This is a genomic window from Nocardia sp. CA-290969 (assembly GCF_050936135.1).
Classification (GTDB): Bacteria; Actinomycetota; Actinomycetes; order Mycobacteriales; family Mycobacteriaceae; genus Nocardia.
Map to the genome: position 1 here is coordinate 2108168 of NZ_JBNJNJ010000001.1, position 21214 is coordinate 2129381.

Genomic DNA, 21214 nt, shown 5'->3' on the forward strand with positions numbered 1-21214 from the left:
CCGGCCGGGGCCGCCGATCAGGCCGGCCGGGTGATCATCACCGGACAGGCCGCCCGCTGGATCAGGGACTGACTGGTGGACCCGAGCAGCAGACCCCGGAACCCGCCGCGTCCCCGGCTGCCGACCACGACCAGCTGCGCCCGTTCGGACCATTCGCGCAGGTGCTGGGCCGGTGTCGACGGATAGACCTCGCGGCGCACCGTGACCTCGGGGTAACGCTGCTGCCACCCGGCCAGCCGTTCGGCGAGCACGGCCTGTTCCGCGGTCTGCAGGTCCTCGGCCGGTATCTCGATGAAACCGGTGCTCGCGAATTCGGTGAACGTGAGATCGCTCCAGGTGTGCACGGCCACCAGTTCGGCTCCGCGTTCGGCGGCCTCGGCGAAGGCGGCGGCGACGGCAGTATCGCTGACCGGGCTGCCGTCGACGCCCACCACCACAGGTCCGCTGGTGATGTCCTCGGCGTCCTCCCGGACGGCGACGATGGTGCCGCGCCCGTGGGCGGCGACCGCGAGAATCGTCGAACCCAGATGCGCCACGGCCCCGCCGCGGCGCGAGCCGAGCACCACCATATGGGCGGATTTCGACAATTCGATCAGCATCTTCGCGGCGCTGTGCTCGGAGAGCAGGGTATCGGGCGCCAGCTCGGGAGCGGCTTCGTGAACGACCTGCACGCCGGTCGCCAAGGCTTGTTCGCCGTGGGTGCGCAGGGTGCGCACGGCCTCGTCGACCATCGGCTGATAGGCGACCAGCCAGGTTTTCGCCGGCGTCGAATTCATGCCGTAGGCGAGCACGAGCCGGCGCCCGCGCCGGGCCGCGGCCACGGCACCCCAGCGAATCGCCGAATGGGAGGCGGGGGTGCCGTCCACGCCCACCACTACGGCAGCGGATACGAGCCGATGCGGATCCTCCGGATTATCGGTCATATCCCGAGTATCCACCCGGCAAACGGGGGCGGTCCTATACTGCGGGCGTGTCTTCACAATCGTGTGCCGCGGAAGTGTTGCTCTTCGACATACACTGCGCGACCTGGGATTTTCGTTTGCGGCGCGCCGCGGGCAGGGCTTGTCGAATGCCGTGAAATATGCAGATCATGATCACGTGCTGATATCGGATGGGGTGATCGGGCTACGACCGATCGAGGTCGCCGACGCCGCCGCGTACCTCGCTGCCCGGGATCGGGGGCCGGTGCGCGGGACGGCCGGGCCCGGCACGCCGAATATGGTGGCCGAATTCGAACGGTGTGCCGCGGAATGGGCCGCGAACGGACCGCATAGAACATTCGCCGTCGTCGATGTGGACTCGCATGCATTGGCCGGCACCCTGGACGTGACGCTGGAACCGGAATTCCTGTCGAAACGACAGGCCGATATCGCCTACGACATTCATGCGGCATGGTGCGGCCGCGGTGTGGAGGGCCGGACCATCGTGCTGGCCTGCCGATACCTGGCCCGCCACGATCTGGCCGACGAGGCGGTGTTGCGCCTCGATCCGGCGAATACCGCGGCGCTGGCGCTGGCCCACCGGCTCGGATTCCACTATCACCGCAGCAGTACCGGGCCCGAGGGCAGACTCGACTGGTTCCTGCAAGCCTTGTGACCCTGCTCAGGCGCCCTTGCGCGTGCGCTTCTGCGGGGTTTTCCGCGGTGCCGTCTTGCGGGCTTTCGACGTTCCGGTGCTTTTCTCCTCGGCGGATTTCCCACCGCGACCGGCGGATTTCCCACCGGTGCGGCCACTGGCCTCCAGGCTGCGCTGCAATGCCGCGACCAGATCGACCACCTCGGCATCGGATTCCTCCGCCGGGGCCTCGGCGCGTTCGGGTACTTTCCCGTCACCGCGGGCGATCGCTTCTTCCAGCAATCGCTGGAGTTCGACCTGGTATTCGTCGGTGAACTGATCGGGGTCGAAATCTTCCGACATCGATTCGACCAGCGTTTCGGCCATTTTGATTTCCTGCGGCCGGGGCGCTTTGGCCTCCTCGAGCGATTCGAACGACACCGAGCGCACCTCGTCGGGCCACAAGAGTGTCTGCAATACCAGCATTCCGTCACGGACCCGCATGGCGGCCAGCCGGGTCTTCTGCCGCAGCGTGAAATGAACGAGGGCGGTCCGGTCGATCCGTTCCAGTGTGGCCGCCAGCAGCACGTAGGCCTTGGGTGTGGTCGAATCCGGCTCGAGATAGTAGGTCTTGTCGAAGAGGATCGGATCGATCTGTTCCGACGGCACGAATTGCAGCACCGGGATTTCGTGCTTCTCCGCCACCGGCAGTTTGGCGAAATCCTCGTCGGTCAGCACGACCTTCTCGCCTTCGGGCGATTCGTATTGCTTATCGATATCGGCGAATACGACCGACTGCCCGCAGACGGTGCAGACCCGGTCGTATTTGATCCGGCCGCCGTCCTTGGCGTGGACCTGATGGAACTTGATGTCGTGGTCCTCGGTGGCGGTGTACACCTTCACGGGGACGTTCACCAGCCCGAACGCGATCGAGCCTTTCCAGATGGACCGCATCACTCCATGATGACCGAACCGGACCGCCGGTGCGAGAGAGCGGGCAAATGGAGTGTCGCCGCGGCGAGCCGGGCCCGGGAACTCCGGGGTAGCGCCGCGAACAGGCGGGTCATTGCCGCGAGGGTGCCGATCGGGTCGGTGCGACCCGAGAGATAGGCGCGTTGCAGGTCGATATCGAGCTCGAAGAACACGTCGAAAAAGCCGGGCAGCTCGGCCGGGGGGAGTGCCAGCAATGCCCGCAGCCCGGCCCGGCGCAAATGGTGCACCGCGCGCGCCGCTGCCCACGAATTACGGCCTTCGGCGATATCATCGGCCGCCGCCAGCGCGGCAGCCACGCTGTAACCGGTGGCCGGATGGAGATACGCCCCGGCGGCGCCGAATCGACCGGCGCCGGGCGAGCCGCCCACCACCGGGAAACGAACCCGTTCGACGCGTTCGTCGCCGCGTACCGCGATATCGCGGGCCCGCAGCCGGTGGCGCAGCCGGCGGGCCAGTTCCGCGAGTTCGATCGCGGGCGCGCCGACCAGGCAGGTCTCCTCGTACAGCAGCGCGCCGCCGCCCAGTGGAATCGTGTACAGGAATGAGCGGGGTGCATCGGGAGCGGCACCGTTGTCGTCGCGCCAGTCCATGAACAGTGCCGGGTCGTCGTGTCCGGGGCGCTGAAGGACGAGCCCGTACGCCGTCTGTTCGGCGCGGCCGGGCCGCCGGCCCACGCCACGGGCGTCGATCACCCGCCCGGCCCGGAGCGTCCGGCCGGTATCCAGTGTGACGGTGTGCCGGTCCAGGGCCGTGACCCGGCCGGTGAGCACGGTGGTGCCGCTCAGGTCCAGACTGCGCTGTAGCCCGGCGGTATCGAGCACCGTGTACGACCGGGGTATCGCATGCGCGCGCCCGCCGTAGGCGAGGGGTTCGGCCACCGTCGCCGCGACGACGGCGCCGTCCAGCCAGGGCGGCAGCTCATCGGTCCACGCGGCGTAGGTGGCCACCCAGCGCCGGTGCGGATTCGGGTCGATCGCGGTAACCGACAGGCCGTGCGCCAGGCAGCGGTGGGTGAGTGCCCGCCCGGCGGGGCCGAGCCCGCAGATGACGATATCGGCGCTCACCGGGCGATCGAAACATTTCGGCGGAGCTCGCGCCGCGGCGGGGGTGCCGGACGCCGTGCCGGGGACACAGACACCGCTCGCGGGCGGGCGCGGGAGTCCGGATAGTCGCGGCGGCAGTGGTTGCCGTCTACAAGGGGTCCTCGCTCGATGTCACGCCGACGTCGCTCACTGTCGGCGCCGGAATCCGGCGGCATCGGGGCACGTAGGGGCTGTCGTGGACAAAGCGCGGTCGATCGGCGGCGCCGCGGCCGGTCGACCCGGGGGTGTCCGGCGGGCTCGGCCCGCCGGACACCGGAAATCACTGCGGTGGGGTGCCGTGCGGTGCGGCGGTGAAGCCTTCGGCCGCACCGATCGCGCCGCCGACGGCCGCGCCGACCGCCATCACGGGTGCCGCGATCACCGCGTACCCGATCGCCGCGCCGAGCACGGGACCGATCACGAGGCCGATCGGCAGGAACGGGACACCGGAGATCAGTCCCGCGACCGCGCCGACCATCGCGGAGGTGGTCGAGATCGGGGAAGCCAGCGTATTGGCGACCGAAGCGCCGATCGCCGCGGAGCCCACGGTCTGCGCGGCCATCCGGTCCGACCGGCTGCGCTCCACGCCCACCGAATCGTAGAAGGTCGCCAGCTGGGCCTCCGCCTGGGCGGCGCCGGTGTTGATCTCCCGGACATCGAACGGCGGTGCGTCCATGATGATGTTGCCGATCCGCAGTTTGCCCGGCGGCGCCTCGATCGGGGCCACCGGTGCCACCGGCATCGGCGCGTGCAGCTCGCCCTGCGGAGCGAGATACGCGTGCTGGGGCAGCGGCCGGGTGGCCGGCAGCGGCGCCGGTGCCGGATCGGCGACCGCGGCGGGCGCCGGAGCCGCCGGGGCGGGAACGAACGGCGCCGCCACTCCGAACGTATCGGTGGCCGATCGGACGGCCACCCGGGTCGCGTCCTGGACGGCGGTGGTGAGGTCGCGGATCGGGTCGCTGCCGGCGGGTGCCTGGTGGAGCAGATTCGCCGGTAGCGCGGGGATCCGGTCCGAGGCGGGTGGAGCCGGAACTGCTTCGGCATTGGCCGTACCGGCGCCGATCAGTGTCGCGATGAGCGGGACGGCGCCCGCCGCGACCACCGATCCCGCAGCCCGCCGAGCCGGACCGGTAGCTCTGTGCTTACCCATGGTCGCCTTTCTCCGGGAAATTGTCGGTTTGCCCGACATTCGGACCGGAACGCCCGGCGGATGGGATCGGCCTGTTCAGTCCACTTGGCTGCGGGCCACCGGATCGGTAGCCGGACCCTGGAAAGTGCCGATAGCGGACAGTTTGCGGTCGGAAGTCAGGAGGGTGCCCGTCGACTATGCGGGCTCGGATGCCCGACGGCTGAACGATGCGCGCATCGGGCCCGCGGTCCCTGCCGTCTTGCGCTCGACGACCAGCGCCCTCGGGCTCAGCGTGTGGAACCGGCTGTGGGCACGGTAATCGAGTCACCGCAGGGTTGCCGGGATTTCCCCGCGGGCGCGGGGTCTGCCTGCTACGGGCACGGCTGTGCACCGGAGCGAGGTCGGACCGTTCGGGCGCGCGCGGACGATCGGTTGTCCGAATCGGAGTCGTCCCGATCCTGTGCCGGGGCCACCACGACCACCGGCGTGACCGGGCCGGGGGCCATCGCGGCGGCAGGCCCGCGCTACCGTCCGGGTGGCTGCGCAGCCGGACTACCGCGGTGCGGCCCCGAGGAGTGGGGTGGTGAATCCGTCGGTGACCCCGTAGGCCGCCCCGAGTGCCGCGCCGGCGAGCATGGCGGGTACTGCGACGATCCCGTAGCCGACCGCGGCGCCGAGAACGGGCCCGACGACGAGTCCGGTGGGCAGGAACGGTATTCCCGCCACGAACCCCAAGGCCGCGCCCAGCATCCCGAACGGGATGGCCACCGGTGCTGCCACGGCATTGGCGATGGCCGCGCCGATGACGGCGTTGCCCATGGTCTGGGCGGCGAGGCGATCCGACCGGGCAGGATCCATACCCGTCGAATCGAGGTAGGTGGCGATCTCGTTCTCGGCCTGGGCGGCGCCGTGGTTGACCGGCCCGGCGTCGAACGGCACCGCCACCACGAAGTTGCCGATCCGCAGGGTGCCCGGCGGTGTGTCGGCTGCCGCTTCGGGGCCTGCGTGGTGTGCCGCGGGGAGCGAACCCTGCGGGGTGAAGAAGGTCTGCGCCGGCAATGGGACGGTGCCCGGGGCGGTGGGCAGGGTTTCGGCGGGGGCGGCGGGCGGCGTGATCGCCGGAATCGGCGCGAACCCGGCCGGCGGTGCGGTGACCGCGCCGAGGCTTCCGGTCATCGACTCGACCGCCTCCTGCACCGCGACGGCGGCCGCCGACAACGGATCCGGGGCGGGCGCCGGGCCGTTCGCGGCCGGAGCCGGGGTGCCGCTCATGGGTCCAGGGGAGGGGGCGGCGGCCGGTATGCCGGGGGCGGTGAAGGTTTCGGGTTCGCCCGGTGCCGCGAGGGGGTGCGCGGCCGGGAGCGAGGCGGCGGCGGAGGTCACATCCGAGGCCGGGGCGGTGGGTGTTGCCGGGGTCGGGGCGACCATGTTTTCCGCGGCGCCCACCGCTGGGGTGGGGACCGGCGGGAACAGTGCCGCGGGTAGTGCCGGGAGTGCTGGGAACGCGGGTGGAGCGGGGTGTGCTTCGGCAGTTGCTGTACCGGCGCCGATCAGTGTCGCGATGAGCGGGACGGCGCCCGCCGCGACGACCGATCCGGTAGCGCGCCGGGTGACACCTGGAGCTCTGTGCTTACCCATGGTCGCCTTTCTCCGGAACTAGTCGGTTTGCCCGATATTAGCTCCGGAGTGGCTCCGCGCCTGGGACGTCGGCCGGTCAGCCGACCTTACGATTACCTCCCGGTTTGTCCGCCGCGGCGACCCCGTTACCGGTGGGATCGGCCGGGGAGACACCGGGCGCCGGCCCCGGCGGGCGCCGGCCCGCCGCGCCGCGCACGATTTCCTCGCCTTCTTCGCTGTCGCCGTACACCGCTTCCAGGGCGAGCCGGGCGAATATCCACTGCTCGGTCGCCGCCATCTGCCCGCGGGTACGGCCGAGGAAGGTGACGAACCACTGGATGATCGTGATGATCCGGCTCCGGTAGCCGACGAGGTAGTAGAGGTGCAGTGCCAGCCAGGCGAGCCAGGCGATGAACCCGCCGAATTCCAGCTTCCCCACCTGGCAGACCGCGCTGAACCGCGAGATCGTCGCCATACTGCCCTTGTTGAAGTATTTGAACGGCTTCCGGTCGGCCGGGGCCTGTTTGCCCGCGATCTCGGCCTTGATCTGCTTGGCCGCGTAGGTGGCGCCCTGGATCGCGCCCTGGGCCTGCCCGGGGACGCCGGGCACCGACATCAGATCACCGACCACGAAAACGTTCGGATGCCCCTTGATGGTGAGGTCCGGCTCCACCACGACCCGCCCGGCGCGGTCCACTTCGGTACCGTCCGAGCGCTCGGCCAGCATCTTGCCCAGTGGGCTGGCCTGGACCCCGGCCGACCACACCTTGCAGGACGATTCGATCCGGCGGGTGGTGCCGTCCTGGTCCTTCACCGTCACGCCGTGCGCGTCGACATCGGTGACCAGTGCGTTCAACTGGATCTCCACACCCATGGATTCCAGCCGCCGCTGGGCTTTGCTACCCAGCTTCGGGCCCATCGGCCCGAGCACGGCGCCCGCGCCCTCCACCAGGATCACCCGGGCATCCCGGGGGTCGATGTTGTGGAAGGTGCCCTCGAGGGTGCGGTCGGACAGTTCGGCGATCTGGCCGGCCAGTTCCACACCGGTCGGGCCCGCGCCCACCACCACGAAGGTGAGCAGCCGGTCGCGTTCCTCCTGGGTCCGCGCGACTTCGGCCTGTTCGAAGGAGCCGAGGATCCGGCCGCGCAGTTCGAGGGCGTCGTCGATGGTCTTCATCCCGGGCGCGAAGGTGGCGAACTGATCGTTGCCGAAGTACGACTGCTGGGCGCCGGTGGCGACGATCAGGCTGTCGTAGGGGGTCACGGTGGTTTCCCCGAGCAGCACCGAGGTGACCGAGCGCTGTTCCAGGTCGATATCGGTGACCTCGCCCAGCAGTACCCGGGCGTTCTTCTGTTTCCGGAGTACCAGCCGGGTCGCGGGGGCGATTTCGCCGACCGACAGGATCCCGGTGGCCACCTGGTAGAGCAGCGGCTGGAAGAGGTGGGTGGTGCTCTTGGAGATGAGGGTGACGTCGACGTCGGCCCGTTTGAGGTGCTTGGTGCCGAACAGGCCGCCGAATCCGGATCCGATCACGACGACGCGGTGCCGGCCGTTCCCATCAGGTTGCGTGCTCATATCGCTCCTCGCCAGCGGTGGGCCGGGGCTGCCCGGTGATCATTGTCCGACAACGCACACGGTAGTAGCAGTACCCGTCGAGGACACAGTTGGACGCTCGTTGTTCGCCAGTGGTGTGGTAACTCACCACGATAGCCATTGCGTAGTGATATCGGGTGGTGCGCGACGGTACCGATTCGGTCGAAACGGTCGAGCCGCTGCAACAAAGACAATACGATGGGTACAGTCTCTCAGGAGGTTCCGCCATGGTCACCGTCGACCGTGCCGCCGCGTCCCGCGCGCGCACCGACACCGAGAATTCGGCGCTCATCGAAATACCCCGGCGCCAGGTACTCGATCGGCTGCTGCTGAAAATCCCCGAGCGGCCGAGAACCCTGGCCACGCCGCCCGGTGGGCGAACCGCCGCGGCGGTCCGCGGCGATGCCGGCCTGCCGTATCTGGGCCGGACCTTCCACTACATGCGCTGGGGCCCGGCGGAGATGATGGACCGGTATCGCCGGTACGGGCCCGTCACTCTCAACAGTTCGATGGGTATGGACCGGGTGTTCGCTGCGGGGCCCGAGGCGGTCGACGAGGTGGTCGGCCGCCGCCGTCGTGATTTCGGGCAGGGCTGGGACTATTTCATCGGTCCGTTCTTCCGCCGTGGTCTGCTGCTGCTCGAATTCGACGAGCACATGTTCCACCGGCGCATCATGCAGCAGGCCTTCACCCGGGAACGGCTGGAGGCCCATCTGGCCGAACTCACCCCCGTCGTCCGCGCCACGATCGGCCGCTGGGTGCCGGAGGAGGCGGGTGCGAGCGCCACGGTGCCACTCTTCCCGGCGATCAAGGAGATGGCTCTCGATATCGCCGGGGAGACCTTCATGGCGGTGGAGGTGGGCGAGGAACGCAGGAAACTCACCGATGCGTTCGTGGCCTGCACACACGCCGGGCTCGCGCTGGTCCGCCACAATGTGCCGGGCGGAAAATGGCGGGCCGGTCTGCAGGGCCGCAAGGTGCTCGAGGAGTACTTCCGTTCGATGGTGCCGCAGAAGCGGCGCAGCGACGCCCCCGATTTCTTCTCCGGGCTGTGCCACGCCCGCGCCGAGGACGGATCGGTCTTCAGCGACGCCGACGTGGTCAACCATATGATCTTCCTGATCATGGCCGCGCACGACACCACCACGACCACCGCCACCGCCGTCGCCTATTACCTGGGCAAACACCCGGAGTGGCAGCAGAAGGTGCGCGAGGAGGTGCTGGCACTCGATCTGACCAACGACGCCCCGGCGATCGCCGACCTGGATACCCTGCGCACGCTGGACCTGGTGGTGAAGGAGAGTCTGCGCCTGATGCCGCCGGTGCCCGGGATGGTGCGCCGCGCCGTCCGCGATACCGAGATCTGCGGGCACTACATCCCGGCCGGGACACCGGTGGATCTCGGGTATCAGGTCAACCATCTGCTCGAGGAGTTCTGGACCGATCCAGAGGTGTTCGACCCGCTGCGCTTCTCCGACGAGCGGCGCGAGGACAAATCGCACCGGCTCGCCTGGATGCCGTTCGGCGCCGGTTCGCACAAATGCATCGGGATGCATTTCGGCACCTTCGAAGTGAAAACGATCATCTCCGCGCTGGTGCGCGACTACGAGTGGAGTTTCCCGGCCGACTACCGGATGCCGTGGGGTTTCACCACGATTCCGTTCCCGCGCGACGACGCCCCGATGCGGCTGCGGCGTCTCACCTGAGACACCCCGGACGCACAACGCCGGTCTCCCCGTGCGGGAGACCGGCGTTCGTGCGTTCCGGACGGACGGCCGATTCAGCGGCCGGACAACAGATATTCGGCGACGGTGGTGTCGGTGGCGGAACCCTCCTGGTAGCCGCCCTCGCCGTTCATCGCCGTCATGATGGCCAGGGTGTAGCGCTCGCCGGGCCCGGCGAAGCCGACCGAGTTCACCACCCAGCCGCCCTGTTCGTCGGACCACCCGTTCTTCAGGCCGGGCCGCATGGCCGCGCCCGCGCCCCAGACGCCCCAGTGCTGGTTGGAATCGACGCGGCGCATCAGGTCGAGCAGGTAGGCGCGGTCGTCGGGATGCATCCGGTCCAGCACATTCGACATCAGCCGGTCGAGATCGGCCGCGGTGGCCTTCTGGAAGGCCCAGTGCGGGCCGGGATTGGGGGAGGGCTGTGGGGCGAGGCTGGTCATCCCGTTGGCGCGGAAGGCGTTGTTGAACGCCATCCGGTCGAACCCGGCGTATTTGTTCCACAGCAGGTCGGTGGCCTGGTCGTTGGAGGTAAGCAGCATCTGCTCGAGGAGTCCGCGGTCCTCCGGCGGCAGCGTGATGGCGCCGACCCGGGCGCGGTTGAGCAGATCCTCCGCGATGGCGAGTTTGATCGTCGACGCGGTCCACACCATGTCTTCGGCGTGCGGGCTCGCGTACACGGCGCCGGTCTGCCGGTCCCGGATCACATACCCGGTGACACCGGGCCGCGAGTCGAGATAGGAGTTGACGGTATCGATACGGGCGGCCATATCGCAGTCGAAACCGTGGGCGCAACCCTGGGTGTGCGCGAGCGGGACGGCATCGGCAGACGGCAGGCCGGCGGGCACACCGGCGAACAGGATCGCAGCGGCGGCCAGGACGGTGGCGGGTGCGGCCACGCGGGGCGCAGCACCGGTGAGCAGGGGGTAACGCACGAGGAAACACCTTGTCATATCGGCGCTCCGCGCGCACGTTTTCCAGCTAGTGGACCCGGGCCGTGGCCTTCAGTTCCGCCACCGGGCGGCCGTTGAGGCGATAGCAGTGCTCGAACGCCTCGGTGTGCTCGTCACGCGGCCACGAGTGCAGAACGACGCTGCGTCCGTAGTGCCGGGAGTTGACCAGTTCCCACCGGTCCCCGGAGCGGCGGACGGTGAACCCGTCCCTCGGTATCAGGGGAACAACCAGCGCTTTCATCGACGCGAACCAGCCTTTCGTGCGGTAACCCGTTCCTCCCGGGGTTGCACTGTGACACAGCGTCTCTCCCGGATCCCGGCCATCCGGCCGCGTGTCGGTGGCGCATGTGCGCTAAATCACTGTGCAGTCAGGGGTCTTATCGGGTAGAAGCGTTCGGCGCTAGGGACATTCGGGTGATGATCACCTGTCCCGGGGTTGTCCGGTCCGTCGTGGGGGGTTGCCCGGCGGTGTCGGAGGCAGGGCGTATAAACGGGGTGAACGAAGGCGGCCGCGACTGTGCGGGTGCGGTGAGGACGGTGATCGAACCGAGCGGAAGGGCGGAGATGGCGCTGCACATCCACCGTGCCGAACGTGCGGATGCGCTCGCCGCCGCGCTGGCCGCGGTACTCGCCGATCCGCTGCCCGATCCGTTCGCGGAGGAACTGGTCGTGGTGCCGGCCAAGGGCGTGGAGCGCTGGCTGGCGCAACAACTTTCGGCCGTCCTGGGGAGTACGCCCGGAGCGCGCGACGGGATCGCGGCCAATATCCGGTTCCCGGCGCCGGCGGTGCTGGTCGACGAGGTCTTGGCCCAGGCGACGGGTATCGACCCGCAGACCGATCCCTGGGCGCACGATCGCGTCGTGTGGACCTTGCTGCGGGTGATCGACGAATCCCTCGGCGAACCCTGGTGCGCCGTGCTGGCGCAGCATCTCGGCCCGGCCGCGTCCTCCCTCGGGCACTCGCGAGCCGGCGATACCGGAGCTCCGGCCGGCGAACCCGAAGCCGCGGCCGAGGATTCCGGCCTATCGACCGGCGGCGCGGAACACCGGCTCGGCCGCCGGTACGCCACGGCGGCGCGGCTCGCGGCACTGTTCGAGGGGTACGCGCTACAGCGCCCGCAGTTGATCACGGAATGGGCGTCCGGCGCCGATACCGACGGTACCGGCCGGCAACTCCCCGACGATCTGACCTGGCAGCCGGTGCTGTGGCGCCGGCTGCGGGCGGCGGTAGATGCCGCAAGCCCGGCGGAGCGGCTGCAGACGGCGTGCGCACGTCTGCGTGCCGAACCGGAAGCGGTCACGCTGCCGGTCCGGCTGTCGGTTTTCGGCGCGTCCCGGCTACCCGCCGCGCATCTCGCGGTGCTCACCGCCCTGGCAGAGCAGCGTGACCTGCATCTGTGGCTCACTCACCCGAGCCCGGCGATGTGGGCGGCGCTGGCCCGGCCGCGCACGGGTCGCGATCCGGCCGGCGGCCCGGAGGGCCGCGCAGACCGTGGGTTCCACGGATCCGTGGCGGATCCGGCGACACCGCCCGGCTCCATGCCGTTGTCGCCCGTGGAAACGGCCCGGGCCGAGGACGATTCGGCTATCCGCGTGCGGCATCCGCTGCTGGCCGGTTCGAGCCGGGATATCCGGGAATTGCAGCTGCGCTTGCCGGCGGCCGCCACCGATACCCGGTACCCCTCCCTGCCGAGCGTGGGCCGGTCGCGATCGGAGGGACCGTCGGCCGACGCCACCGGCGAGAGCCATCCGGCGGCAGCGGGTCCGGATAATTTTCCAGGGGAAGGCGAGCCGGATCCGGCGACCCTGTTGCAGGCCCTGCAGGCGCATATCCGCGACGACGACTGGCCGCCCGTGCCCGGGCGGCACCACGGCGACGGTAGTGTGCAGGTCCATGCCTGTCACGGCCCGGTGCGGCAGGTCGAGGTGCTGCGGGAGTGCCTGCTCGGTCTTTTCGCCGCCGACCCCACGCTGGAACCGCGTGATGTCGTGATCATGTGCCCCGAGGTGGAGGCATTCGCTCCGCTGGTCCGCGCGGCGTTCGGGCAGCCCGCGGCGGGAAACCCGGACACCGCGGTGGCCGTGGCGCATCCCGGTCATCGGCTGCGGGTCCGGCTCGCGGACCGCGGCCGCGGGGTGACCAACCCGCTGCTGGGCGTGGTGGCGCAGTTACTGGAACTGGCGCGCGGGCGGGTCACGGTCACCGAGGTACTGGATCTGGCCGCCGCCGAACCCGTCCGGCGCGCGTGCGGATTCGACGACGACGATATCGAGCGCATGCGGGAATGGGCGGTCGAGGCGGGCGCCCGGTGGGGGATCGGGCGGCGGCAACGGCAGGCGTTCGGGTTGGGCGATTTCGAGCAGAACACCCTCAACGCCGCGCTCGACCGGATCCTGCTCGGCGTTACCGCCGACGAGAGCGCGCAGGCCTGGCTGGACCGTGTCCTGCCACTCGGCGATGTGGACAGCAACGATATCGACCTCGCGGGCCGGTTCGCCGAATACATCGACCGGCTGGCCTCGATCCTGCGCGACCTGCAAGGTCCCGCACCGGCCCCGCAGTGGTCGGCGATCCTGGGCCGCGCCCTCGATCTGCTCACCGACGTGGCCGAATCGCAGGCCTGGATCCGGACCGAGGCGCGCCGGGAACTGGCGGCGGCCACCGCGTACGCCGGCGATACGGAGTTGCGCCTGCCCGATATCACCGAACTGCTGCAGAGCCGGCTGGCCGCCACCCCGACCCGCGCGAACTTCCGCACCGGTGAACTCACCGTGTGCACCCTGACCCCGATGCGTTCGGTACCGCATCGGGTGGTGGTGCTGCTCGGTGTGGACGACGAGGTCTTCCCGCGCGGCGCCGGTATCGACGGCGACGATGTGGCGGCCCGGGACCCGCTGCTCGGTGAACGGGACCCGCGCTCGGAGGATCGGCAGTTGCTGCTGGACGCCGTCATGGCGGCCCGCGACACCCTGGTGGTGCTGCACACCGGCGCCGACCCGGTGACCGGCGCGTATCGTCCGCCTGCCGTACCGGTCGCCGAACTCCTCGACACCCTGCGCGCCCACGTCGGTCCGGACGGGATGACGGCCGTGCTCACCCGCCATCCGCTGCAGCCGCACGATCGGCGCAATTTCGCGCCGCCGGCGCCGTTCGGTTTCGACCCGGAGGCGTTCGCGGGGGCGCGGGCGACACTGCGGGAACCGGAATCGGCGGCCGGACCGCTCACCCGGGTCCTACCCGCCGCGGAGACCACCGAAATCGGGCTGGCCGAGCTGATCTCGTTCCTGGAGCATCCGATTCGCGGTTTCCTCTGGCAGCGGCTGGGGGTGCGGATCCCCGAACAGGAGGAGGAGATCACCGATCGGCTGCCGATCGAATTCGGGGGTCTCGACACCTGGGCACTCGGCGAGCGGATTCTGACCGCCCGGCTGGCGGGGGCCGATCCCGCCGATCTGCGGGCGGCGGAATGGCGGCGCGGCACATTACCGCCGGCCGAACTCGGCCGGGCCGTACTGGACGACGTGGAACGCACCGTGGAGACCCTGGTGCGGGCCGCAGCACCGGATTACGCACAGCCGCCCCGCGATATCGATATCGCTGTGGACCTGGGCGGCGGCCGCCGGCTGACCGGAACCGTCGCCGAGGTCCGCGGTGATCTGCTGGTGCGCACTACCTTTTCCCGGGTCGCCCCGAAACACCGTCTGGCGGCCTGGGTTTCGGTGCTCGCCCTGGCGGCGACCGAGGACCGGCAATGGCGTGCCGCGGTCACCGGCCGCGGCCGGTTCCCCACGCCCGCGTGGCGCGCCGAACTCACCGCCCCCGCCGCGGCCGAGGCAGGGGCCCTCCTGCGCACCCTGGTCGCGCTGCGGGAGGCGGGACTGAACGAACCCCTGCCCATCCCCACGGCGACGACGGCCGCCTACGCCGAAGCGCGATTCCGGCGGCTCCCACCCGAGGAGGCCATGGTCGCCGCGGACCGGGCGTTCGGCGGTGGCGACCGCACCCGCGATTTCGCCGAGCACACCGACCGCAACCTGCGCTATGTCTGGGGTCCGGCACCGGACCTGAGCCGGCTCGCCGCCGCCCCGGCCCCCGCCGGGGAGCCCGTGGAGGCGACCCGTTTCGGTTCCATCGCCCGGCGCCTCTGGGGACCGCTGCTACGAGCCGAACAGCAGGGGGCGCCGTGAGCGCCGTACGACTCGGCCGCCGGGCGGCGCGCACCGAACGCACAGGCGGTTCGGCGAGCGCCGCCGGCGATCCGAACGAATCACGTGGGAATGCGGTACGCCCGGGCCGCCGGGCCGGACGTACCGAACGCAGAGACGACTCGGCCCTACGTGCTGTGGGCCGGGTCTGCGCGGACAGGGGATGCCCGTGACGGTGATCGCGACCTCGCCACCGGCCGGTGGCGACACTTTCGATCTCTGCGACGACCTGCCGGTGGGGACCACCGTGCTCGAGGCGAGCGCGGGGACCGGCAAAACCTATGCGATCGTCGGCCTGGCCGTCCGCTATGTCGCCGAGGCCGGGATACCGATCTCGCGGTTGCTGCTGGTGACCTTCAGTCGCGCGGCAACCCAGGAATTGCGCGAGCGCACCCGCGACCGGTTCGTCACCGTCGCCGCCGCCCTCGCCGACCCGGCGGCCGCGCGGGCCTCGTCCGACGAACTGGTGCAGCATCTGGCCGGCGCCGAATCCGCCGAGGTCGCCTCCCGCCGGGCCCGGTTGCTCACCGCGCTCTCCGATTTCGATGCCGGGGTGATCGCCACCACGCACAGCTTCTGCCGGCGCATGCTCGGTGAGCTGGGTCTGGCCGGCGATCTCGACACCGGTGTGCGGCTGGTGGAGGAAGCCGACGATCTCACCCGCGCCGTGATCGACGACCTGTATCTGAGCCGGTACGCGCGCACCCCGGCGCCGTTCACGGTGAAGCAGGCCCACCGGTTCGCCACCGCCGCGGTGCGCGACCGGCAGGCCGTGCTCGCGCCCGATACCGACGAGGCGTCGGCGCAGCGGGTGGCCTTCGCCACCGCGGTGCGCGCGGAAACCGAACGCCGCAAACGGTTGTCGGGCCTGCGCGATTTCGACGATCTGCTGGTGCTGCTGCGCGATATCCTGGCCGATCCGGTGCGCGGCCCCGGCGCGTGCCGCCGGATCCGGGACCGCTACCCGGTGGTGCTGGCCGACGAGTTCCAGGACACCGATCCGCTGCAATGGGAGATCCTGTACCGCGCATTCCACGGTCACAACACGCTGGTGCTGGTGGGTGATCCGAAACAGGCGATCTACGCGTTCCGCGGCGCCGAAGTACTCAGTTATCTGGACGCCGTGGGCCATGCGAGCGCGCGGCGGGAACTGACGACCAACCGCCGCAGCGACGCCGCGCTGCTGCGGGCGCTCGATCACCTGCTCGGCGGTGCGGCACTCGGGCACGACGATATCGTCGTGCCCGCGGTCACCGCGACCCAGCCGTGGACCCGGTTGCGGGGTCCGGCCGAGTTGACCACCGCGCTGCGGTTGCGCTGTCTGCCGCGCACCGGAGCCGGGCCGCGCGGACTGTCGGGTTTCCCCAATATCCACCGGCAGCGCGCCCGGGTCGCCGCGGATCTGGCCACCGATCTGGTCACCCTGCTGGAATCGGGCACCGTGCTCACCGAACCGGCGGGACGTTCGCCGGCCGCGGCGGCGGGCAGCGATGAGCGGGAGCGGCCCCTCGGCCCGGGGGATATCGCGGTGCTCGTGCGCACACACACCCAGCTGGAGGTGGTGCGCGAGGCGCTGGAACGCGCCGGTGTGCCGGTCGTATTGACCAGCGGCAGCAGTATTTTCGCGACCCCCAGCGCGACGGATTGGCTGTGGGTGCTCTCGGCGCTCGAACAGCCGCATCGCGCCGACCGGGTGCGGCTGGCGGCACTCACCCCGATCTTCGGCTACACCGGCGGCGAGCTGGACAGTGGGGGAGCGGATCTGGTGGGGCGGGTGAGTGCCGAATTGCGGGATGCGGCGCGGCTGTTCGCCCGCGCCGGGTTCGCGGCCGTATACGAAAGGCTCGCCACCGCGACCGGGCTGGTACCGCGGCTGCTGGCCGCCGAGCACGGGGAACGCCGGCTCACCGATATCCGGCACCTGACGCAGCTCCTCGACGAGGTCGGTGCCGCCGAGGGTTTCGGGCTGACCGCGCTGACCAGGTGGCTCGCCGATCGGGTGCGCGAGCCGGGGTCGGGTTCGGTGGCCGGGCGCAGCCGGCGGCTGGATCGCGATATGGCCGCGGTACAGCTGGCCACCGTCCATGCGAGCAAGGGGCTCGAATTCCCGGTCGTGTATCTGCCGTTCGCGTGGGACAGCTCGTCCGATCCCAAACCGGCCACACTGCTGATGCACGAGAACGGCGCCCGCGTGCTCGATATCGGCGGCCCGGACGCGCCGGGATACGCCGCCCGCAAGGAACGCGCGGACAGCGAAACCGCGGGTGAGGAACTGCGGTTGTGCTACGTGGCGCTCACCCGGGCATGTTGCCAGGTGGTCGCCTGGTGGGCACCGTCGTTCGGGACGGCGGTGGCCCCGCTGCACCGGCTGCTGTTCGGCCGGAACCCCGAAGCGGTACAACCGAAACCGCGGGCGCCGGTCGACGAGGACGCGGTGGTGGTGGACCGGCTCCGGGCCTGGGCCGCCGGAGTGGACGGGACGGTCTCGGTGACGGCGGCCGATCCGGGCGGCGAGCCCCCGCGGTACCGGCCACCCACCGGCACCGTCGACGGCGATCTCGCGATAGCCGTGTTCGACCGGGAACTCGACGACCACTGGCGGCGCACCTCCTACTCGGCGCTCACCGCCGCCGCGCATCTCGCGGCCCCGGAGACCGAACCGGAGGAGATGCCCGGCCCCGGCGACGAACCGGAGGCGCCCGCGCCGCTCGCCGAGCCCGAACCCGGTGCCGCTTCGCTCATGAACGCGCTGCCCTACGGCGCGGAGTTCGGCACCCTGGTGCACGCGGTGCTCGAACGGGTGAGCACCGATACCACCGATCTGGCCGCAGAGGTACGCCTCCGCTGCGAGACCACGGTGGGCGAGATGCTCTCCGACGCCGATCCGGAACTGCTGTCGGCGGCGGTGCTCGCTGTCCTGCGCACACCGATCGGTTTCGGTGCCCTGGCCGATATCGCGGACCGGGACCGGCTGCCGGAGCTGGAATTCGAGCTGCCGCTGGCGGGCGGGGAGGAGCCGGCCGCTGCCTCGGCGACCCTGCACCGGATCGCCGCGCTGCTGCGTTCCCGCCTCGATCCCGGTGATGTCTTCCACCGTTACGCCGACGAACTCGACACCCTCGACGACACCCCGTTACGCGGATACCTCACCGGCAGTATCGACGCGGTCCTGCGTACCCCGGCCGGGCGTTTCGTCGTGGTCGACTACAAGACCAACCGGCTGGGCACCGGTGAGCTCACCGTCGCGCACTACACCCGGGAACGGATGGCCGCGGAGATGATCCGCGCGCACTATCCGCTACAGGCACTGCTGTATTCGGTGGCGTTGCACCGGTATCTGCGCTGGCGGCTACCCGGTTACGACCCCGCCGAACATCTCGGCGGTATCCGTTATCTGTTCGTCCGGGGCATGATCGGCCCGAATACCCCGGACGGTGCCGGGGTATTCGATTGGACCCCACCGCCCGGCCTGATCACCGGCCTGTCGGACCTGCTCGCCGGAGGTGCGCGGTGATCCCGATCCGGGTGGCGCAGCGCGGCAGCGGGATACTGCGCGAATTCAACGAGGCGGGGGTGCTCTCGGCCGCGGATGTGCATGTGGCCGCCCGTTTGGGCCGCCTTTCCGGGGAGACCCGGGAACCGGTGCTGTTCGCCGCCGCACTGGCGGTCCGCGCCGTCCGGTCGGGGTCGGTATGCCTGGATCTGACCAGGATGCGGGAGATCGGCGTGGACGCCGACGACGAACGCCCGGATCAGGTCGACCTCGCCGAACTGCCCTGGCCCGACGAGCAATCGGTGATAGGCGCACTGCGTGACAGCCCGCTCGTGTGCGGTGGCCCGGCCGGCCCGCTGACCCCGCTGCGGCTCACCGATCCGGCCCGCCCCGGCACCGGACCCCTGCTCTACCTGGACCGCTACTACCGGCAGGAGGAGACCGTCCGCCGGGTACTGACCGCCCGCGCCGCCGAGCATCCGGACGCCGACCCGGCGCTGGTATGCCGGGAACTGGACCGTCTCTTCGGCCCGCCCGGAGATGCCCCCGACCGGCAGCGGCTCGCCGCGGCACTGGCCGCCACCGGGTCGACCACCGTTGTCGCCGGTGGTCCGGGCACCGGGAAAACGCACACCATCGCGCGGATTCTCGCGCTCCTGGCCGCGCTCCGGGCCGGCGCGGACGGTGCGCAGGCCACGGCACCGTTGCGGATCGCGCTGGCCGCGCCCACCGGTAAAGCGGCCGCCCGCCTGCAGGAAGCCGTGCGCGATCAGGCGGGACTGCTCGGTCTGCCGGAACTGTCCGCGGCGACCCTGCACCGCCTGCTGGGCTGGCAGCGCGGTCGCAGCACGCCGTTCCGGTACCACGAACACAACCGGCTGCCCTACGACGTGGTCGTGGTGGACGAGACGTCGATGGTTTCGCTGACCATGATGAGCCACCTGCTGGCGGCCCTGCGCCCGGACACCCGGCTGGTCCTTGTGGGCGACCCGGATCAGCTGGCCTCGGTGGACGCCGGTGCGGTGCTCGCGGATCTGGTGGCGGCACCGTTCCCGGGCACGGACAACCCGGCCCTGGAAGCGGTACTGACCGCCGACCCGGGCTGCCTCGGCGCGCCCGGGCAGGCGGGCGCCGAAGCGCTCACCGAGCTGGAGCGTGCGCGGGTGCGCGGCGGGATCGTCCGGCTCACCCGTGGACGCCGGTTCGGTGGCCGGATCGCCGAGCTGGCCGTGGCGGTCCGCGCGGGCGATACCGAGGCCGCGCTGGAGCTGCTGCGTTCCGGTGGCGATATGCTGGAGCTGCTCGGCCCGGACGAAATCGCCGCCGTCCGGGCCGATGTCGTCGCCACCGCGCAGCGGGTCACCACCGCGGCCGCCACCGGCGACGCGGCCGCCGCACTGGCCGCCTTCGAATCGCATCGGGTGCTCTGCGCGCATCGCCGCGGTCCGTACGGGGTCGAACAATGGGACCGGACGGCGGCCGAATGGGCGGCGGCCGCGGGCGCCGGCCCGGAGAGTCGTTCCGGCACCTGGTATCCCGGTCAGCCACTGCTGGTGACGGCCAACGATCACGAGGCCCGTATCTACAACGGCGACACCGGTGTGGTGGTGCGCCGCCCGGACGGGTCGCTGCGGGTGGCGCTGCAGCGCGGCGAGGAGCCGCTGCTCGTCCACCCCACCCAATTCCCCTCTGTGGTCACGGTATTCGCGATGACGATCCACCGCAGCCAGGGCAGTCAGTACGACGCGGTGACGATTGTGCTGCCGGAACCGGGCTCGAGCCTGCTGACCCGTGAACTCCTGTACACCGCGATCACCCGGGCCCGCCGGCATGTGCGGATCCTGGGCACCGAGGAGGCCATCCGCACCGCCATCGACCGCCATGTGCTGCGCGCCAGCGGGCTCAGCCTCGACCGCGGCGACCGGCCGGATTGACGGCTCATTCGTGCGCGTCGTCCGTCCGCGCCGCGGGAAACAGGCCGGGCAGCTCCATCGCGTAGCCGAGGTCGGCGGTGTTGCCGAGGGTCGCCAGGACGACCCGGATCATTGTGAGGCGGGCCGCGGCGACCATGGCCGGATCCGGTTCGGCACCCGGTTCGGCGGCGGCCGAGATCCGGTACACCACGTACTCGCAGACGTGCAGCGCGGCGTCGAGGTCCAGTGGTTCGGGTACCGGACGGCCCAGTTCCGCGAATTTGCGCCGCACGATCTCGCGGATCCCGTCGATGGCGACGTTGCGGTACGCCGAGACCGGCGAGGCCGGATCGTGTAGTTCGGCGAACAGCGGCCGCAGGACGGCCCCGTGCCCGCGGGCCCAGTCGAGGTAGGCGTCGATCAGCCGGATCCCCAGGTCCACGCCTTCCCCGGTGGCCTCGAGGGCGGCCGCGATACCCCCGACCAGTTCCGCGTTGGAGATATCCAGCAGCACGTTCAAGGGTTCGGTGGCATTGGCGAAATAGCGGTAGAAGGTGGGACGCGACAGTCCGGCCCGGTCGATGATCTGGGCGACGCTCAGGCCCCGCGAACCGGTGCGGGTGAAAACCTGCGCGGTCGCGTCGACGATCCGCGCGCGGACCTGCTCTGCCTGTTCCCGGGTCTGCGGCGGGCGGCCTCGCCGGGGCGTGGCGGTGGCGTGGGCTGGGGCGTGCGGCCGTGCCGGCGCGGCAGGTGTCGCCGAGCCGCCGCCGCGGCCCGGGTCGGCCGGGCGGGAGGTCACGAAGCGCTCCGGGCTGTGAGATCCCACAGCCGACGCTGGTGACGGGCTGTTGTGCGCAACGGCCCCCTTGACACTCCATACGGCACGACCATTACATTAACACCACTGTTCAATTAATCATCCGTGCCGCGACCTGCCGATCGCGGCCCGCACC

The 21214-nt window shown here is 70.6% G+C and carries 14 protein-coding genes; 5 read left to right on the plus strand and 9 right to left on the minus strand.

Annotated features, from left to right (window positions below):
- Positions 1–17: 17 nt before the first annotated feature.
- Positions 18–923, minus strand: a complete 906-nt coding sequence (locus ACQEVO_RS09870; protein WP_432911245.1) for a universal stress protein — start codon at positions 921–923, stop codon at positions 18–20.
- A gap of 175 nt (positions 924–1098) precedes the next feature.
- Between ACQEVO_RS09870 and ACQEVO_RS09875 the strand changes: the two genes are divergently transcribed.
- Entirely contained in the window at positions 1099–1596 is a 498-nt protein-coding gene (locus tag ACQEVO_RS09875) for a GNAT family N-acetyltransferase (protein ID WP_432911249.1), read from the plus strand.
- 6 nt (positions 1597–1602) lie between these two features.
- Here ACQEVO_RS09875 and ACQEVO_RS09880 read toward each other — a convergent pair whose 3' ends face one another.
- The 5 genes from ACQEVO_RS09880 to ACQEVO_RS09900 form a co-directional block, all read right to left on the minus strand.
- A complete protein-coding gene (locus ACQEVO_RS09880) occupies positions 1603–2508 on the minus strand; it encodes a Ku protein (protein WP_432911252.1) in 906 nt (301 codons plus the stop codon).
- The gene (locus ACQEVO_RS09885) at positions 2508–3611 is read right to left on the minus strand and encodes a lycopene cyclase family protein (RefSeq protein ID WP_432911254.1); all 1104 of its coding nucleotides are present in this window, start codon (positions 3609–3611) and stop codon (positions 2508–2510) included. The genes ACQEVO_RS09880 and ACQEVO_RS09885 overlap by 1 nt, the downstream gene beginning before the upstream one ends.
- Positions 3612–3909: 298 nt before the next feature.
- Positions 3910–4779, minus strand: a complete 870-nt coding sequence (locus tag ACQEVO_RS09890) for a hypothetical protein (RefSeq protein WP_432911257.1) — start codon at positions 4777–4779, stop codon at positions 3910–3912.
- Between the two features lie 531 nt (positions 4780–5310).
- Positions 5311–6396 carry a hypothetical protein gene (locus tag ACQEVO_RS09895; protein ID WP_432911259.1) on the minus strand — a complete coding sequence of 362 codons (1086 nt, stop codon included), beginning with the start codon at positions 6394–6396 and terminating at the stop codon, positions 5311–5313.
- Between the two features lie 76 nt (positions 6397–6472).
- Complete coding sequence (locus ACQEVO_RS09900) at positions 6473–7951, minus strand: NAD(P)/FAD-dependent oxidoreductase (RefSeq protein ID WP_432911261.1); 1479 nt, start codon at positions 7949–7951, stop codon at positions 6473–6475.
- A gap of 245 nt (positions 7952–8196) precedes the next feature.
- Between ACQEVO_RS09900 and ACQEVO_RS09905 the strand changes: the two genes are divergently transcribed.
- The gene (locus tag ACQEVO_RS09905) at positions 8197–9675 is read left to right on the plus strand and encodes a cytochrome P450 (protein ID WP_432911263.1); all 1479 of its coding nucleotides are present in this window, start codon (positions 8197–8199) and stop codon (positions 9673–9675) included.
- A 74-nt stretch (positions 9676–9749) separates the two neighbouring features.
- Here ACQEVO_RS09905 and ACQEVO_RS09910 read toward each other — a convergent pair whose 3' ends face one another.
- Positions 9750–10628: a serine hydrolase gene (locus tag ACQEVO_RS09910; RefSeq protein WP_432911266.1), complete on the minus strand. Its 879-nt coding sequence runs from the start codon at positions 10626–10628 to the stop codon at positions 9750–9752.
- A gap of 46 nt (positions 10629–10674) precedes the next feature.
- Positions 10675–10887, minus strand: a complete 213-nt coding sequence (locus ACQEVO_RS09915) for a hypothetical protein (RefSeq protein ID WP_432911269.1) — start codon at positions 10885–10887, stop codon at positions 10675–10677.
- Between the two features lie 323 nt (positions 10888–11210).
- Between ACQEVO_RS09915 and recC the strand changes: the two genes are divergently transcribed.
- From recC to recD, 3 genes are all read left to right on the plus strand, one after another.
- Positions 11211–14834 carry an exodeoxyribonuclease V subunit gamma gene (recC, locus tag ACQEVO_RS09920; protein ID WP_432922522.1) on the plus strand — a complete coding sequence of 1208 codons (3624 nt, stop codon included), beginning with the start codon at positions 11211–11213 and terminating at the stop codon, positions 14832–14834.
- Between the two features lie 187 nt (positions 14835–15021).
- On the plus strand, positions 15022–18366 hold the full coding sequence (locus ACQEVO_RS09925; protein ID WP_432911271.1) for a UvrD-helicase domain-containing protein: 3345 nt from the start codon (positions 15022–15024) through the stop codon (positions 18364–18366).
- Positions 18363–20279 carry an exodeoxyribonuclease V subunit alpha gene (gene recD / locus ACQEVO_RS09930; protein ID WP_432911274.1) on the plus strand — a complete coding sequence of 639 codons (1917 nt, stop codon included), beginning with the start codon at positions 18363–18365 and terminating at the stop codon, positions 20277–20279. Before ACQEVO_RS09925 ends, recD begins: the two co-directional genes overlap by 4 nt.
- 4 nt (positions 20280–20283) lie before the next feature.
- Here recD and ACQEVO_RS09935 read toward each other — a convergent pair whose 3' ends face one another.
- Complete coding sequence (locus ACQEVO_RS09935) at positions 20284–21060, minus strand: TetR/AcrR family transcriptional regulator (RefSeq protein ID WP_432911277.1); 777 nt, start codon at positions 21058–21060, stop codon at positions 20284–20286.
- Positions 21061–21214 lie beyond the last annotated feature (154 nt).

Bases quoted from the DNA above. Each gene is read 5' to 3' on its own strand.
- ACQEVO_RS09895 (WP_432911259.1), bottom strand. From the start codon at position 6,396: ATGGGTAAGCACAGAGCTCCAGGTGTCACCCGGCGCGCTACCGGATCG.
- ACQEVO_RS09905 (WP_432911263.1), top strand. From the start codon at position 8,197: ATGGTCACCGTCGACCGTGCCGCCGCGTCCCGCGCGCGCACCGACACC.
- recC (WP_432922522.1), top strand. From the start codon at position 11,211: ATGGCGCTGCACATCCACCGTGCCGAACGTGCGGATGCGCTCGCCGCC.
- ACQEVO_RS09880 (WP_432911252.1), bottom strand. From the start codon at position 2,508: ATGCGGTCCATCTGGAAAGGCTCGATCGCGTTCGGGCTGGTGAACGTC.
- ACQEVO_RS09900 (WP_432911261.1), bottom strand. From the start codon at position 7,951: ATGAGCACGCAACCTGATGGGAACGGCCGGCACCGCGTCGTCGTGATC.
- ACQEVO_RS09870 (WP_432911245.1), bottom strand. From the start codon at position 923: ATGACCGATAATCCGGAGGATCCGCATCGGCTCGTATCCGCTGCCGTA.
- ACQEVO_RS09915 (WP_432911269.1), bottom strand. From the start codon at position 10,887: ATGAAAGCGCTGGTTGTTCCCCTGATACCGAGGGACGGGTTCACCGTC.
- ACQEVO_RS09890 (WP_432911257.1), bottom strand. From the start codon at position 4,779: ATGGGTAAGCACAGAGCTACCGGTCCGGCTCGGCGGGCTGCGGGATCG.